General features: G+C 34.4%; 16 protein-coding genes and 2 tRNA genes. All 18 read left to right on the forward strand.

Annotated elements, in window-relative coordinates; translation table 11 throughout:
• Positions 1–165 precede the first annotated feature (165 nt).
• Positions 166–1,128, forward strand: a complete 963-nt coding sequence (locus tag CDOM16189_RS02090; protein ID WP_169973986.1) for an NAD(P)-binding domain-containing protein — start codon at positions 166–168, stop codon at positions 1,126–1,128.
• 1 nt (position 1,129) lies between these two features.
• A complete protein-coding gene (locus CDOM16189_RS02095) occupies positions 1,130–3,277 on the forward strand; it encodes a vesicular transport factor Uso1p (RefSeq protein WP_169973988.1) in 2,148 nt (715 codons plus the stop codon).
• Entirely contained in the window at positions 3,274–3,966 is a 693-nt protein-coding gene (locus tag CDOM16189_RS02100) for a tRNA1(Val) (adenine(37)-N6)-methyltransferase (protein WP_169973990.1), read from the forward strand. The genes CDOM16189_RS02095 and CDOM16189_RS02100 overlap by 4 nt, the downstream gene beginning before the upstream one ends.
• The gene (locus tag CDOM16189_RS02105) at positions 3,963–4,334 is read left to right on the forward strand and encodes a YkgJ family cysteine cluster protein (protein WP_211436549.1); all 372 of its coding nucleotides are present in this window, start codon (positions 3,963–3,965) and stop codon (positions 4,332–4,334) included. Before CDOM16189_RS02100 ends, CDOM16189_RS02105 begins: the two co-directional genes overlap by 4 nt.
• Positions 4,310–5,569 (forward strand): tetratricopeptide repeat protein, encoded by a 1,260-nt coding sequence (locus tag CDOM16189_RS02110; protein ID WP_169973992.1) that lies wholly within the window; start codon positions 4,310–4,312, stop codon positions 5,567–5,569. Before CDOM16189_RS02105 ends, CDOM16189_RS02110 begins: the two co-directional genes overlap by 25 nt.
• Positions 5,566–6,351 carry an indole-3-glycerol phosphate synthase TrpC gene (gene trpC, locus CDOM16189_RS02115; protein ID WP_169973995.1) on the forward strand — a complete coding sequence of 262 codons (786 nt, stop codon included), beginning with the start codon at positions 5,566–5,568 and terminating at the stop codon, positions 6,349–6,351. The genes CDOM16189_RS02110 and trpC overlap by 4 nt, the downstream gene beginning before the upstream one ends.
• 1 nt (position 6,352) lies before the next feature.
• Positions 6,353–6,844, forward strand: a complete 492-nt coding sequence (locus CDOM16189_RS02120; protein ID WP_169973997.1) for an HIT family protein — start codon at positions 6,353–6,355, stop codon at positions 6,842–6,844.
• Positions 6,845–7,043: 199 nt separating this feature from the next.
• Positions 7,044–8,312, forward strand: coding sequence for an ankyrin repeat domain-containing protein (locus CDOM16189_RS02125; protein WP_169973999.1), 1,269 nt, complete (start codon positions 7,044–7,046; stop codon positions 8,310–8,312).
• Positions 8,313–8,323: 11 nt separating this feature from the next.
• Complete coding sequence (locus tag CDOM16189_RS02130) at positions 8,324–9,070, forward strand: SDR family NAD(P)-dependent oxidoreductase (RefSeq protein ID WP_169974001.1); 747 nt, start codon at positions 8,324–8,326, stop codon at positions 9,068–9,070.
• A 21-nt stretch (positions 9,071–9,091) separates the two neighbouring features.
• Positions 9,092–10,780 carry a Na+/H+ antiporter NhaC family protein gene (locus CDOM16189_RS02135; protein WP_169974003.1) on the forward strand — a complete coding sequence of 563 codons (1,689 nt, stop codon included), beginning with the start codon at positions 9,092–9,094 and terminating at the stop codon, positions 10,778–10,780.
• Between the two features lies 1 nt (position 10,781).
• On the forward strand, positions 10,782–11,891 hold the full coding sequence (gene trmA, locus CDOM16189_RS02140) for a tRNA (uridine(54)-C5)-methyltransferase TrmA (RefSeq protein WP_169974005.1): 1,110 nt from the start codon (positions 10,782–10,784) through the stop codon (positions 11,889–11,891).
• Complete coding sequence (locus CDOM16189_RS02145; protein ID WP_169974007.1) at positions 11,881–12,285, forward strand: CoA-binding protein; 405 nt, start codon at positions 11,881–11,883, stop codon at positions 12,283–12,285. The genes trmA and CDOM16189_RS02145 overlap by 11 nt, the downstream gene beginning before the upstream one ends.
• A complete protein-coding gene (gene ilvA, locus CDOM16189_RS02150) occupies positions 12,269–13,480 on the forward strand; it encodes a threonine ammonia-lyase (RefSeq protein WP_169974009.1) in 1,212 nt (403 codons plus the stop codon). The genes CDOM16189_RS02145 and ilvA overlap by 17 nt, the downstream gene beginning before the upstream one ends.
• A 121-nt stretch (positions 13,481–13,601) precedes the next feature.
• Complete coding sequence (locus tag CDOM16189_RS02155; protein WP_249321476.1) at positions 13,602–14,237, forward strand: DUF4230 domain-containing protein; 636 nt, start codon at positions 13,602–13,604, stop codon at positions 14,235–14,237.
• A gap of 137 nt (positions 14,238–14,374) precedes the next feature.
• Positions 14,375–15,067 (forward strand): MOSC domain-containing protein, encoded by a 693-nt coding sequence (locus tag CDOM16189_RS02160; protein ID WP_211436550.1) that lies wholly within the window; start codon positions 14,375–14,377, stop codon positions 15,065–15,067.
• A gap of 155 nt (positions 15,068–15,222) precedes the next feature.
• Positions 15,223–15,297 (forward strand) — tRNA-Gln (locus tag CDOM16189_RS02165).
• Positions 15,298–15,307: 10 nt separating this feature from the next.
• A tRNA-Met gene (locus CDOM16189_RS02170) sits at positions 15,308–15,382 on the forward strand.
• A 247-nt stretch (positions 15,383–15,629) separates the two neighbouring features.
• Positions 15,630–16,850 (forward strand): tyrosine-type recombinase/integrase (locus tag CDOM16189_RS02175; protein ID WP_170000708.1); only part of this gene is annotated, 1,221 nt, incomplete at its 3' end.

Consider the following 16,850-nt stretch of genomic DNA (forward strand, 5'->3'; position numbering starts at 1 on the left):
TTATTGTTTAATACCAAGGCGGTCATATTGGCTGTTTTGGTATTTAAAGATAACAATTACCAAGCTTCATAATTCAAATATTTTAAAATTTTATAAATTTACTTAACTTTTAATAGAAATTTTGCTAAATTATCAATAAAAATTATTAAGTAACGGAGAAGAGATATGAGATGCGTATATGATATAGTGGTAATAGGCGGAGGTCCATGCGGAATCGCTACCGTGGTAGAGGCTAAAGCAAATGGATTTAAAAACGTTTTATTGCTGGAAAAGGGTGATAATCATAGTCAAACGATAAGGAAGTTTTATAAAGACAATAAGCGTGTAGATAAAAGCTATAAAGGTCAAGATAGCACTATTCATGGAGTGGTTGGTTTTGACGACGGCACAAAAGAGAGCACGCTTGACTATTTTGATGAGCTGCTTGACAATAACGAGATTGATACCGCATTTAACTCGGAAGTTGAAAGTGTAAAAAAAGAGGAGAGCGGAATATTTCATATAACTACATCAACAGCAGGATACGGAGCTAAAAATGTAGTAATTTCAATAGGTAAGATGGGGCGTCCTAATAAACCTAGCTACAAAATTCCGCCATCTTTAAATTCTGTTGTAAATTTTAACCTTGATTCTTGCTCTAGCAATGAAAAAATAATTGTAGTGGGCGGAGGAAACTCTGCTGCAGAATATGCGGTAGATCTTAGCGAAAGAAACGATGTAACTCTAAATTATAGAAAAGATAAATTTACCAGATTAAACGATATAAATGAGGCTGCTGTTATGGCACTTTTTAATGCCAATAAGTTAAATTTAAAGCTTGGCGTAGATATTGAAGGGCTTGAAAATGAGTCTGGAAAGGTAAAAGTCATTTTTACTGATGGAACAAGTGAGATCTTTGATCGTATAATATATGCTATAGGTGGCTCTACTCCCGTTGATTTTTTACAAAAATGCGGTGTAAAGCTAGATGCTGATAAGGATCCAATCGTAGATGACGATTATGAAAGTAGTGTAAAGGGGCTTTATATAGGTGGTGATATAGTGCTGAAAAACGGGGGTTCTATAGTTTTGGCCTTAAATCACGCACATAAAGTAATACAAAGTATTAAGGATAAAGGCAATATCTAAATTGAATAGGCTTAAAATCATAAATTTAACTTTATTTGTACTATTTAGTATTTTGATTGCAGTTAGTTTGTATCTTGTGTATTCAAATACGGGTAAAAAATACAATTCCAAACAAGATCAAAATGAGGTTGCTATCCATGTTTTAAGCTTTGATGAGCTTCCTAGAAACGAGCAGGAAAAATATGTTAAAAAAGATAATCTTGATACTTACGGTAAATTTCTAACGCCAAAAAGCTATGAGAAAAATTTAAAAATTAGCAGCATAAACGAGCCTATACCTAGTGATTTAGAGGAATTAAAACGTCAAGTAAGCGATTTAAGGGTCCAAAACAAGATACTTTATGATGACAATATAGATTTAGTGAGTAAAAATTTAGAAATAGCAAATTTACTAAGTTCTAAAGATGCAAGCCTATCATATAAAAATATAAATTTAAGAATGATAATGGACTCTGAGAAGTATTTGGAGACAATAAATGATCTTACGAAAAAACTAGAGGAGAGCCAAAACGAAAATTTGCAAAGCTCTAAAATTTCATCTCAAAAGATTGTCAAGCTTCAAAATGAGATTGATTCTTTAAGAAACGAAATGGTTAATAGGCTTAATCAGTTTGAAAGGGATAAGGCTCAGCTAATCTCAAAAAATAGTGACGAAATGAGCAAAAATCTAAAGACTCAGATGGATGAAAAGCTAAGACTTGAAAAAGAGCTTTTAAAGATCACAGGTGAGCTCTCTAAGATAAAAGATGAAAATGCTAGAATGACCGATTCGTTAAGTTTAAAAGAGTTTGAATTTAAAAGAGTAGAAACCGAGCAAAAGGATAAGGTCTTAAAGATACAGGCTGCAAGTCAAGATATGATAAATACTTTAAATAAGGAATTTGAAGTCAAAAAAAATGAATACGAAAAAGATATAAAATCAAAACTTAATGAAATAGAGGCTCTTAAAAGAGAGCAAAATTTGCTTAAAGAATCGCTTGATTTAAAGTCAAAAGAGCTTGAGAAAAAGCTTGCGGAGTTAAATTTAATAAACGAAAAAAATGATAAATTTATATCTTTAAATAAAGAGCAAAATGCCACGATAGAAAATCTTAAGTCAAGACTTCAGATTGAAAGAAGTGGTTTTGAGAAGGAAGTTGCCGGGATGTGGAGCTTGCATAAAAAAGAGGTTGAAAAACTTAAAAAACAGCTTAATGAATTAAGCTCAAATTTGCAAAATACAAAAGATGAGCTTGAGAAAGAGATAACTAAATTAAAAGAGCAAAATTTAAAAAAAGATGAACAGATAATTCAAAGCGAGTCAAATATAACCTCTCTTAATGCAATGTTAGCCACTCAAAAAGAGAGGCTTGAGAGTGAGATATTTGCAAATAAAAAAAATATTCAAAACTACAAAATATTAAACGATAAGATCACATCTTTAATACAAGGTAATGCAATTATAAGCAAGGAGGCGAAAAAACGAGTAGATAATGCGGAAATTGCCGTAGAAATTCATAAAAAAACCATTGATGAGCTAAATTCTACTCTTGCTCTTAAAGATAAAGAGATAAGTGAGATAAATTTAAGGCTAGAAAAAATAAAAAACAGCCTTGAAATTCAAACCAAAAAAAATGAAACATTGACGCAGAGTTTAAAAAATAATCAAAATCCACTCTCGTTGGAAGTATCCGAGCTTAAAACCAAGATTTCACAGCTTATGCAAGAGAGCGAATATCTAAGCAGTGAAAACGATAATTTAAAAAAGATAATTCAGCTAAATTTTAAGGCGGAAGTGCCTAAAAAAGTAGTTTTTATAGAATCTATAGAGTGTGATGATATGGTTATAGGATCAGATAAGCCAACTGTAATATGTAAAAATAGAGTAAGCGAGTTTATACAGCGCTATAATTCAAACTATTTTTTTGAGATTACCCCTATAGTTAGCCATGGAAATTTTATAGCAACTTCTAAAGTGGCTCAATTGATACCAAAAAATGAGCTTGAGAAGATAAATTTATATGCGAATTTCGGTATAGGCAGAGAGAGGGCAAAAACCGCCGGAGAGCTTATAAAAGATGAATTTGGAGATTTTTCTCGCATATCTTATAGCAATGAAATCATAACTTCTGATAATAAGCAAGGTTTTGTTATCAAGGTGTATAGATGAGGCTAATGCAGCCTAAAAAAGGGTATCGGTATAATTCTGATACTATGATGCTTTATGATTTTGTATCAAAAACAAAGCCAAAAGGCAAAGTCCTTGATGTTGGATGTGGATGTGGGATATTGGGGCTTTTGTTAAAACGTGATTTTGCTAGTATTAATATTGATCTGCTTGATATTCAGGAGCCAAATATAAATTTGGCAAAACAAAATGCCGACTCAAACTCTATTGAGGCAAATTTTATTACAGCCGATTTTTCTAATTTTAAAAGCGATAAAAGATATGATCTTATAGTCTCAAATCCGCCTTTTTATCACGATGGATCCAAAAGAAGCGAGAATGAGCATATAAAAATTAGTAGATATAATGAGTTTTTACCTCTTGAAAATTTGATCAAGTCGTCAAATTCGCTTCTAAAACCTCATGGAGCTTTTGTGTTTTGTTATGATGCAAAGCAGCTTAGTGAAATTTTAATATGTTTAAAAAAGTATAAATTTACACCCTCAAGGCTATGCTTTATTCATCCCAAAGCAACTATTGAAGCAAATTTAGTTATGATAGAGGCGAAAAAGAGTTCAAAGGCGCTAATGAAGATATTGCCCCCTGTTTTTGTTTTTGAAAATGATAAGTATAGCGAGATTGCTAGTGAAATTTTTGCTAGAGCAAATACTCTTAGTGAGGATTTTGATTGATAAGACAAGATGGATTTGATTACGAATTCGACTTTACTAAGTGCTCTGAGTGCGGAGGTAAGTGTTGCACGGGCGAGAGCGGGTATATATGGATAAGTCCAAATGAAATTTCAGCTCTTGCTGGATATCTTAGTCTTGATGAAGGCGAATTTAGAAATAAATTTTTAGAAAAGCACGGGTATAAATTTAGTATAAAAGAGAAGATTTACAATGGTGGTTATGCCTGTATATTCTTTAATGAGAGCGAAAAAAATTGTTCTATTTACGAGTTTAGGCCTAAACAGTGTATGAGTTTTCCTTTTTGGGATTATTTTAAAAATCATTTTGATGAATTGGAGAGAGAATGCGTGGGAATAAGGCGATTGTAGGAATTTTATTAATATTTTCCATGTTTTGCATAGGAGCGGCTAACGAAGATAAAAAATTTGATGAAAATCTCTATATACTTGAAGCGCTTATGGCGGTTGATAATTCTAAACACGAGGATGCCGTTACTATCTACAAGGAGCTTTACAAAAAGACAAATAAAATAACTTATTTAAAAGAGGCTTTGAAATTCGCATTTGTTTCAAATAGCCCTGAGTTTAATGAAATTTTAAAACTTGCTGAGCAAAATTTAAAAGATGATCCGGATTTTTTGCGCATCAAAGGTGCAAAGCTAATGGGTCAAAACAGGTTTGAAGAGGCTAGGAGAGTATTAGAAAATTTAATTAAAAAAGAGCCTAAGCCTAGAAGCTATATAATGCTCGGCTCTCTTTTTTCGATGCAGCGTAAAAATGAAGAGGCCTTGGCACAATTTCAAAAGGCCTATGAGATAGAAAAAAGCGATGAGAATTTGATTAGGATTGCTGATTTTCTTTATAATAAAATGAATAGAAAGCAAGAGGCGGTAAGCTATCTTGAGACATCAAGAAGAATCAATGGTTGCACTGCGCATGTGTGCATGACTTTGATAGACTTTTATATTCAGATGCAACAGTTTAACAATACGATTGAAATTTATGAGAATTTATATGAAATAATGAAAGAGAAAGAATTTTTAAATAAGGCTCTTGGAATTTATGTCTATCAAAAGAACTACGAAGATGCGATTAAATTTCTAAAAAAACATAAACATAACGATGATGCTTTGATGGAAATTTATGCTATGATTGGAGATTTTGACGGTGCATATAATAAGGCAAAAGAGATCTTTGATAAGAGCTTCAACTTGGAATATCAGGCGAAAATGGCAATCTATCAATATGAACGCGACTCTAAAAAAATGACTAAAAAGAGTCTTGATGAGATCATATATAACTTTGAAAAATCTGTAAACAGGCTTGATAATCCGGTATATTTTAACTATTACGGATATCTGCTCATAGATCATGATGTGGATATAAAAAGGGGCGTAGAGCTAGTTAAAAAGGCCCTCGAAAGAGATCCAAATTCTGTATATTATATAGACTCTCTTGCGTGGGGTTATTTTAAGCTTGGAGAGTGCGAGAAGGCAGATGAGCTTATGCAAGGCGTTATGCATGATAGTGAATTTATAGATAGCGATGAAGCAAAAGAACATATAAGAATGATAAAAGAGTGTTTGCAGAAGAATAAAAAATGATACTTGATCAGATTATAGAGCGAACAAAAGAGGATTTGGAGCAAAGAAAGGTCAAGTTTCCTCTTGAATGGCTAGGTAGAAGCTTGGCATATAATCCTTATGCGCCTAGAGATGTTGCAAGAGTATTAAGGTCCAGTGAAAATGAGCCTTTTAGGATAATAGCAGAAGTTAAAAAGGCTAGCCCCAGCAAAGGTCTTATTAGAAGTGAATTTGAACCTATTTTAATAGCTAAAAATTATGAAGACGGCGGAGCTAATGCAATCTCTGTTTTAACCGAGCCTCATTATTTTAAAGGAAATTTAGAGTTTTTAACTCAGATTAGAAGATATACGGCAACGCCTCTACTTAGAAAAGATTTTATAATAGATAAATATCAGATAGTCGAGGCTCTTGTTTACGGGGCGGATTTTATACTTTTGATAGCTAAGGCCTTAAGTAGATCTAAGCTAAAAGAGCTTCTTGAATACGCTCATCATCTCGGACTTGAAGCTCTTGTGGAGACGCATGACAAAGAAGATATCGCCAAGGCGATTTTTGTCGGAGCGAATATAATAGGAATAAATAATAGAAATTTACAAACTTTTGAAATGGATATGAGTTTATGCGAGCGACTTATACCGCTTTTGCCTCAAAATAAAATCATAGTGGCCGAAAGCGGACTATTTGATCATGAACAACTTGTAAATTTAAATAAAATAGGTGTCGATGCATTCTTGATTGGGGAGCATTTTATGAGACAAGATGATATTGTAAAAGCGGTTAAAACCATAAAGGAGGGGTGATATGGAACATATTTGTGCGCCTTGGAGAAGTGAGTATTTTAGCAAGAAAATGTCCGGATGCGTATTTTGCGATGTTGTAAAACATCCGGAAAATGACGAAAAAAATGGAGTCTTGTTTCGTGCTAAGCATTGCTTTGGTGTGATGAATCTATATCCGTATACTCCGGGCCATTTTATGGTAATACCATACGAGCATTTTGAAAAAATTGAAAGCCTAAACGATGAGGCTTGGATAGAAATGAGTAGATTTGTAAGAAAGGGTGTGGAAATATTAAAAAGAGAGCTTGGTGCAATGGGCGTAAATATCGGAATGAATTTAGGAAAGGCTGCGGGTGCTGGAATAGCTGAGCACGTGCATTATCACCTAGTGCCAAGATGGGAAAGAGATACTAACTTTATAACTTCTATTGCCGATCTAAGAGTGAATGGAGTGCCTTTTCATCCTCTGTACGAAAAGCTAAAAAATGCTTTTGAAAGTGTTAAATTTGAGTAAATCTGGAAATAATTTAAATTCTTTAAGATGTTTTATCTAAATATTGCAAAAAGCCGCTTTCGTTTAAAAAATATTGTTATACAATCGGACTTTATAAAAGTATAAAACGAAATTTTGTAAAATCTTATAATTAAAATTTTGGAAAAATTAAAGTAATTGATTGAAATTTAATCCAGTTCTTAAAAAGAGGAGTTGCGAAATGGGGTTTGCCATAAAGGCAATTTTATTATTTTTATTTTTTGTACCCCTTGCTTTTGGAAGTATATTAGATGATGGCAGACTTGACTGCGATGAAATTTTAGCCAATAAACTACGTGTTTTTTCTGCAAATTTTAATATCGAGGCAGCAGGATTAACAGCCATTGATTTTAGATGCTCAAGTTCTCTTTTAAATTTAAAGCATATAGAAAATCTGCTTGACACCTCAACTAAAATAAGATCGGAGAGTCGCTCTTGTGTAGGAAAAATTGCGGATATAAATTTAAATAATTTTAAATTTATGCTTTTAAAAGCCGGAATTGAGCCTGATATTTATGCACAAACTCTTCTTGAATCCGAAGAATATGAAAAAGAGCTTGAACAAAATAGAGCTTTTTTTAGATACTGGGGGCATCAAACTCTTTCAAATTTTTTACTATTTAGAGTGTTTAACAAAAACTATAATGAGGCTCTTGGTCCTACCGTAAAACACTATATGTCCAGTTTTAGAATGGATGAGGGCAGCGCTATCTACTATGCCACAAAGATTGTAAATGAGTTTTTAAAATTTGCAATTGCGATACAAAAAGAGGATTTTGCGGCCAGCATGTTAGATATTAGCGAAGTGCAAAAGCGCGTTAGTGATCCTAAATTCTCAAAAAATGATATAAACGAGTTTATATACTCCGGAAAGATTTCTAAAGACTCTTTGCAAAAAGCTTTTGAAACAGCGCTGCTTTATGATAAAAGCATAGATATTCTTAAAGAGTTTATACAAATAGGAGTAGATATTAATAGTGGGTATGAGAGCCCTCTTTTTTTCGCTCTTAATAATTTAAAAAGTGTTGAACTGCTACTTAAAAACGGTGCTGACGTAAATTATTCAAATTTGCTAGGACAAACCCCTCTTTTTAAGGCTGTAGGACTAAATGATCTTAATCTCGTAAAGCTACTTGTAGAGCACGGAGCTGATGTAAGCAAGAGGACTATTGATATAAACACAAAGCTTGCTTATGCTTCAAATCTAGGAGAGGTTTTACCAAGCTATATAAAACCTTGCGACTTTGAGCATACATCAAGAACTATTTTTATGGAGGCTGCTCGTAAAAGTGATGTGGAAATTTTAAAATTTTTAATATCCGTAGGTGTTGATTTAAATGCTGTAGATGATGCCGGATTTAACGCTTTTGATTATGCGATAATGGGCAAAAAAGAGGCAAATTTGCAGTATTTAAAAGCTCTTGGCTTAAAGTCAAATTTTGATAATTAGAAGGGGTAGTGGTGAAAGGAGCGGCTTTTATAACCGGAGCAACATCCGGATTTGGCGATGCGATAGCAAGAAGGCTATCAAAAGAGGGTTATAAAATAGTAGCCCTAGGGCGCCGAAGAGATAGGTTGGAAAAATTAGCTAAGGAGCTAAAAAATACTCATATAATAGAGTGTGACATTAGGGATAAGGATGCTGTTTTGGAGGCTGTAAAAAATATTCCGGAATCTTACAGGGATATTGAAATTTTAGTTAATAATGCAGGTCTCGCACTAGGCATAGATGGAATATTGCAAACAAGTGTGGATGACCTTGAAACAATGATAGATACTAATATAAAAGGGCTTTTGTACTCCACTAAAGCTGTTTTGCCCATAATGGCTGCTAGAAAGAGCGGATATGTATTTAACCTAGGATCTACTGCCGGCGCTTGGCCATATCCTGGAAGTCACGTATATGGAGCTTCTAAGGCCTTTGTTAAGCAGTTTAGTAGGAATATAAGAAATGATTTAAAAGGAACCGGTATTCGTGTGACAGAGATTGCGCCCGGTATTTGCAAGACAGAATTTAGCGAAGTGAGGTTTAAAGGTGATATAGAGCGTGCTAATGAGGTTTATGCGGGCGTTGAGCCTATAACCGCGCAAGATATAGCGACTATTGTTGTAAACTGTATAAATATGCCAAAGCATGTGAATATAAACATTGTAGAGCTGATGGCTACTGCTCAGACTTGGGCAGGGCTTCATGTGGAGAAAAATTAAATTTAATACAAAGGAAAGAGAGTGCAAAGATTTTTATTCTTATTTTTATTGCCTATCTTGGCTTTTGCCGTAGATCCTGAAGTGGCGGCAAAAAATGCCCAGATATTTGGTATTTGGACACTTGTGCCACCTGTTGTGGCTATAGTTTTGGCATTTATAACAAAAGATGTTATTTTGTCTCTTTTTATAGGTGTGTTTAGTGGAACATATCTAATAAATATAGCAGACAACGGTGCTTTTACCTCTTTTGTGAAGGGTTTTATCAGCATAGTTCAGCGTATAGTAGGCTCAATGGCCGATAGCTGGAATGCCGGTATTATACTTCAGGTTCTTTGTATAGGGGGTGTTGTTGCATTAATTACAAAGATGGGTGGCACTAAGGCTGTAGCACTATGGCTTAGCAAGAGAGCAAAGACCGGAGTTTCTGCACAGATTTCAACCTGGGTTATGGGACTATTCGTATTTTTTGACGACTATGCAAACGCTTTGATTGTAGGCCCAATTATGCGCCCTATAACTGATAAATTTAAGGTTAGTCGCGAAAAGCTAGCCTTTATCATAGATGCTACCGCCGCTCCAATAGCTGGCATAGCCATCATTTCTACCTGGGTAGGGCTTGAAATTTCACTTATTAAAAACGGATATGAGCTAATAGGAATAACAGATATAAACGCCTTTGGAATATTTGTAGAGACAATTCCTTATAGATTTTACAATCTATTTATGCTCTTTTTTATAGTTTGTACCGCTTTTATGGGACGAGAATTTGGAGGTATGCTAAAGGCTGAGAGGAGAGCTCGCACAGGAGAGCTTCACTCAATCAAGTCAAGAATGGTGGATGTTGAAGATAAGACTCTTGAGCCAAAAGAGGGTATAAAGCTTCAAAGTTCAAATGCTGTTATTCCACTTTTAGTCCTTATAATAGGCGCATTTGTCAGCTTTTATTTCAGCGGATTAAATGCCTTGCAAGGAGAGACTCTTGAAAAAGCCACGGCAAATCCGTTTACTTTTGAAACGTTTAGAGAGACATTTGGTAATGCCGATGCGTCCGTCGCTCTATTTCAATCCGCGCTTTTAGCGACTATAGTTGCGATATTTATAGGTATATATAGAAAAATATTCAGCGTAAAAGAGGCTATTGAGACCTGGGTTAAAGGCTGGAAAACAATGATAGTAACGATTGTTATCTTGCTTCTTGCATGGAGCTTAAGCTCTGTTATAAAAGAGCTTGGCACATCAAGATATCTTGTCGATATGCTATCTTCCGCTACGCCTAAGATAGTCCTTCCTGCAGCTGTATTCATATTGGGTTCATTTATATCTTTTTCTACAGGTACAAGCTATGGAACAATGGGAATTTTAATGCCTCTTGCCATCCCTCTTGCAAATGCTGTAGGAGTAAATAGCGGACTTGAAGGAGACGCACTTCATGCCTATATGATAGTAAATATCTCAGCTGTTTTAACCGGAGCCATATTTGGCGATCACTGTTCACCGATATCAGACACAACAATACTTTCATCAATGGGTGCAGGATGTAATCACATAGATCACGTTCAAACACAGATGCCTTATGCTCTAAGCATATGCGCAGTAAGTATTCTTGTAGGTTATATGCCTGTATCATTAGGGCTTAGTATATGGTTTGCTCTTCCTCTTGGCTTTTTGGCAGTAGTGTTATTGGTTAGATTTGTAGGACAGAAAGTTTAATTTGAGTTTAGATTGTAAATTTGTTTCAGAGTGCGGAAGCTGCACTCTGAATTTACCTTATATCGAGCAAATAGAATTCAAAAAAGAGTATATTAAGCGAGAATTTAAAGATTTTTATGCCGGAGAGTTTGAATTTTTTGCTTCGGAACCAATCTGTTATCGTGGTAGAGCAGAGTTTGGAATTTATCACGACAAAGACAAGATAAGTTACTCTATGCGTGGCAAAAATCAAAAATTTGTAATGATTGATGAGTGTTTAAAGGTTGATTCCAAAATAGCCGCTCTTATGCTGCCTCTTTTAAGATATATAGAAACAAATAGAAATTTAAGAGATAAAATTTTTGGAGTCGAGTTTATATCAACCAAAGATGAGCTTTTAGTAGTGCTTTTGTACCACAAGGATATTTCAAATTTAAAGAGTGAATTTGACAGCCTGGCACAAGAATTTGGAATTTTTGTTATCGCAAGAAGTAGGGGCAAAAAACTGATAAGTGGAAACGAAAATTTAAAAGAAAGATTGAATATACTTCAAAGAGAGTATAAATTTATCTTGGGTGATGGAGCCTTTATTCAACCAAATAGAGTAGTCAATGAAAAGATGATAGGTTGGGCTAAAGATTGTGTAAAAGATAGCCATGATATGCTTGAGATGTATTGCGGGCATGGAAATTTTACTATTCCGATGGCTGATAAATTTAATAAAATTTTAGCCACGGAAATTTCAAAGAAGTCAATTGATAATGCGCTTAAAAATTGTGAATTAAACGGTGTTGATAATATAAAATTTATTAGACTTTCGGCAGATGAGCTTATGCAAGCTTTTGCTGGTGTGAGAGAATTTAATCGTCTAAGAGGAGTAAATTTAAGCGAATTTAACTTCTCTCATATCTTAGTAGATCCTCCTCGCGCAGGTCTTGAGGCAAGTGTAATAAATTTTATAAAAAATTATAAAAACATAATCTACATATCCTGTAATCCGTCTACTTTGAAAGATAATTTAAAAGAGCTTATCAGAAGTCATGAGATCAAGAAATTTGCAATTTTTGATCAGTTTGCCAATACTGCTCATATAGAGTGCGGAGTGCTTTTAAGGAGCAAAAATGATAATTGATGATATATTAAAAACATCTAAAAATATAGCTATAGTAGGTCTAAGTCCAGACGAGAGCAAGGCTAGCAATATGGTAGCCAAATTTCTAATCAAAGAAGGATTTAATATCTTTCCAATTTATCCTAAAGAAGATGAAATTTTAGGTCGAAAAGTCTATAGAAATTTAAGTGAGATAGATGAAAAGATAGATATAGCTGTTATGTTTAGAAAAGGCGAATTTGCTGAAAATTTGATAATGGAAGTCATAAATTTAGGCATTAAAACTCTTTGGCTTCAACTTGGTATCACAAATAAAAATGCTAAAATAATAGCTGAAGAAAATAATATAAATTTTGTCGAAGATAAATGTATAAAAGTAGAGTTAGAGAGGTTGAAAAATGATATCGTTAAATAAAATAATACAAGCCAAACGCACCATAAGCGGATTTGTAGATAAAACTCCTTTTGCATATAGCACTAGACTTAGCCAGATGAGTGGAGCTAGCGTATATCTAAAAAAAGAGAATTTGCAACGTACTGGTGCATATAAAATAAGAGGTGCATATAATAAGATAGCAAATTTGAGCGAAGAAGAGCGCAATAAGGGTGTCGTGGCTGCAAGTGCCGGAAATCATGCGCAAGGTGTCGCTTTAAGCGCTAGAGAGTTTGGAGCTAAGGCTATTATCGTTATGCCTGAATCTACACCACTTTTAAAGGTTGCCGGTACTAAGGCTCTTGGTGCAGAGGTTTTGTTAAGCGGAGATAATTTTGACGAAGCTTATGAATTTGCCGTATCTTATGCTAAAGAAAATGGAATGAGCTTCATACATCCATTTAATGATGAATTTGTAATGGCTGGTCAAGGAACAGTAGGGCTTGAAATGCTTGACGAGATAGCCGATCTTGATATGATAATAGTTCCTGTTGGCGGTGGCGGGCTAATAAGTGGTGTAGCAAGCTGTGTAAAGCAGGTAAATCCGGATATTAAAGTAATCGGAGTAAGCGCAAAGGGCGCTCCTGCAATGTATAATAGCTTCAATGCAAAAAAAGTTATAAACTCAAAATCGGTTCGTACGATAGCCGATGGAATCGCTGTTAGAGATGCTAGTGAGATAACTTTGGCTCATATTGTTGAGTGCGTTGATGAGATAGTGCAGGTAGATGATGAGGAGATAGCCAATGCGATCTTGTATCTTTTGGAAAATCAAAAGATAGTCGTAGAAGGTGCAGGGGCTGTAGGAGTAGCATGTGTCATGCATGGCAAGGTTAATGTCAAGAAAGGCTCTAAAATAGGCATAGTCTTAAGTGGCGGTAATATCGACGTGCAGATGCTAAATATAATAATAGAAAAAGGTCTTATCAAGTCATCTCGCAAGATGATTATACAAGTAACATTGATAGATAAGCCGGGTGCGCTTTTAAGCCTAACTGATGCGCTTAAAGCGGCGAATGCAAATATAGTTAAGATTGATTATGATAGATTTTCTACCGAGCTTGAGTATGGCGATGCCAGCATTATCATAACACTTGAGACAAAGGGCAAGGATCATCAGGAGCAGGTTAGCAAGAGCTTAAAAGGCGCAGGATTTGAGTTTAGGCAAATTTTTTAATATAAAGTAGTGACATTAATACTAAATTCATTATTTTTTGGTAAATAGGCTTTAAAAAGGAGAATATATGATTGATTATATGATTTTAGCGCTTATGGCTTTTTTATTGGTTGTAGTTTTTATGCTGTTTAAAATTGTTAAAATTTCAAGCAGCAATCGAGCTAGCAAAGCTTCTATAAGCAATGAGATATTACAGCTTAAGTCTATCGGTGAGCTTTCCGTTTTTCAAGTCTATAGCAAGGAAATAGTAACAAAGACTGATCATGCATTTGGAAGCTTTGGTAAAGAATATTTAAGATGGCTGGTAAGCGAGAAAAAACTATCGATGATATTTGAATTTGAGATAAATTTCATATATGATCTAACCAGTCCAAAGATGGATATAATAAATATTGCAAACAGCGAATATCTAATAGTAATGCCTCCATGTAAATATAAATTTTCGATTGCTAATATGAAATTTTATGATGAGAAAAACGGTAAATTTATTCCATTTTTATTGCCCGACTCACTAAATGGCTTTTTTGGAAGCACATTTAGAGAAGAGGATAAAAATAGACTTATAGAAGAGGCTAGAAATGAGGTTGAAAAGATGTCTGTTAAGTTAATTTCTGAGCTTCAAAGCAAAATTCATAAATCTGCTCGCGATACTCTTGAGGCTATTGCTAAAAGCTTTGGGGCTAGGGCTGTTAAATTTGAATTTCATGATGATGATGAGCCGCTTGGCGGAAGATTAAATCTACAAAATGTAGCTTAAATTTACTTTGTTTGATTATACGTATGTTATCAGGAAAGCTTTTATGGCTTTTCTTGCTTACTATTTTTTATATTGATACTTATTGATATGCTATAAAATCAATTGGATAAAATTTAAGAAATTTATAAAAAAGGTTTATGGTGGGGATTGTAAAGGCCTTATTGATAGGCAAAGTTCAAACTTATGGAGATGAAAATGCGGCCAATTCGATAAATAAAATTTGGCAAAGCGCGATATTTAAAACAGCGACAAATGATGAAATTTATGCTGATAAATTCGGCTTTCATGGCGATGAGGTGGCTGATAAGAAGCATCACGGCGGAGCAGAGAAGGCTATATTTGCAAACTCTTATGAAAATTATCCTGTTTGGAGTGAGTTTTTGGGCTTAAATAATTTGCCTTTTGGTGCGATGGGTGAGAATTTAACTATCTCGGGCATACATGAAGAAAGCGTATATATAGGTGATGTGCATAAGATCGGCTCGCTTGTGCTTCAAGTAAGCCAGCCTAGAAAGCCATGTTTTAAGCTCTCAAAGCGCTGGATGAACGCAGGAGTGGCAAAAGAAATTTTTAGAAGCGGACTAAGCGGCTGGTATTATAGAGTGCTTGAGGCGGGCGCTTGCAAGGCGGGCGATAGTGTCGAGATGGTCTCTAGGGATGACAGCTCTATGAGTGTGGCTGATGTAAATCGTGTCTTTTATGCGCCTAAAGAAAATGCAAATTTGATAGATAAATTTATGAATTTACGTTGTCTTAGTGTCGGTTGGCAAGATGATCTTAAAAAGCGTATTGAAGGCGTTTATGATACATCTTATATGGATATAATTTAGGTTTTTATTTTGTAGCGCATATAGTTAAATTTGCATCGTTTTTATATGAGTACTTTTTAATATATTTAAATTTTGTTTGAAACTTCGTTATTTTAGCGCTAAAGTCTTGACAAATTTTAAAAAAGTGAATATAATCACGTTTTCTTATTCGGTATTGGGGTATCGCCAAGCGGTAAGGCATCAGGTTTTGGTCCTGACATTCAGAGGTTCGAATCCTCTTACCCCATCCACTTTTATTATCGCGGAGTAGAGCAGTGGTAGCTCGTCGGGCTCATAACCCGAAGGTCGGTGGTTCAAGTCCATCCTCCGCAACCAAGTAACTTTTTCTGCTTTTTTCTCTTAAGTTTTTAACTTTTTCCAAAACTTTCTAAAACTACGATATTTTCGACTGTTAAACTATTGCATCAATACTATTTTTAGCTTAAACTTTTCTTTATTTTTCCTTAAATTTCATATTTTTGGTATAATTTTCCAAAAAAAAGTGAGTCATATGTGAGTCACTATAAATCTACTGACTCACCTAAAAGTGAGTCACTTGTGAGCCACTTATAAAAGGAATGATATGCCACAAATCATAGAGATAAGCACTGAAAAAGAAATAATGTCTATTGAAGCCGATGAGAATAGAAAATCCGTTAGCGTTAAAGGTGTTAAGGGGCTAAAACTATTTATTTTTCCATCCGGCAAGAAAATTTTTAAAATCAAATACCGTAATGAAAGTGGTGTATATACGACCACGGTTATTGGAGAGTGGGTAAAGGGCATATATGGGATAAAAGAAGCCATAAGAGATTCAGCACCTTATTTGTCAAAAATTTCTGCCAATGAACCTATTGCAAAAGATGCTATTAGAACTTTTAATGATATATGGATGAGATACAAAACTCATGTAAATAGTACTAAAGCTGAGCTAAAGACACTTCAGCGTTTTATGAATCAATTTGAAAATTTGTTATTACCTGAAATTAAAAATATGGAGATATCACTTATTAGAGACACTGTAAAGGCTAGGCCGATTTTTTTAAGAATTTTAAAATCTTTACAAACTGAGAATAATCCGCGAACAAATACTGTCAATAAAATATTAAATAGGCTTAATCAGATATTTGATTACGCTGTTATTAATGGATTACTAGCCGATAATCCAACTAGAATCATATCTCAAAATTTCAGTAAACATTTCATTATAAAAAAACAGATTCCAAGAAAAGCGATTCTAGATATTGACCACTTATCACATTTTTTAAAGTCTATTGATGAGTATTGGGGAGATATAAATGTTCCGCTTTGTATGAAATGGACTATTTTATTTGCGGTGCGCCCTTCAAATGCTAGAGAGGCTAGGTGGAAGGATATTAATTTTGACAAAAAAGAGTGGAAAATAGAAGGTATAAATATGAAAATGGGCGAGGATTTCATATTGCCACTAACTGATACGGCAATAAAATTTTTAAGGTCTCTTCCAACTTATGGTAAAAATGAGGAATTTCTTTTTAGAGGTGCAAATGCCGGTAAGCCCATGAGCGATAACACAATGAGAATGGCGGTAATTAGGCTAGGTTTTAAGGGGGTTGTGGATATGCATGGCTTTAGATCAACATTTCAAACGCTTATGAGTGAGCTAAACTATACTGAAAAGTTAGGTTTTAGCGAGCAGGTACTATCACTATGCCTTGATCATCAGCTAAGACACAAAGTAAAATCGGATAAGGCCTATAACCGTGCAAAATATGAGCAAGGCAAGCGTGATGTATTTGAATATTGGCACAAATGTTTAGTAAAA

Origin of the sequence: Campylobacter sp. RM16189 (assembly GCF_012978815.1) — a bacterium.
GTDB lineage: Bacteria > Campylobacterota > Campylobacteria > Campylobacterales > Campylobacteraceae > Campylobacter_A.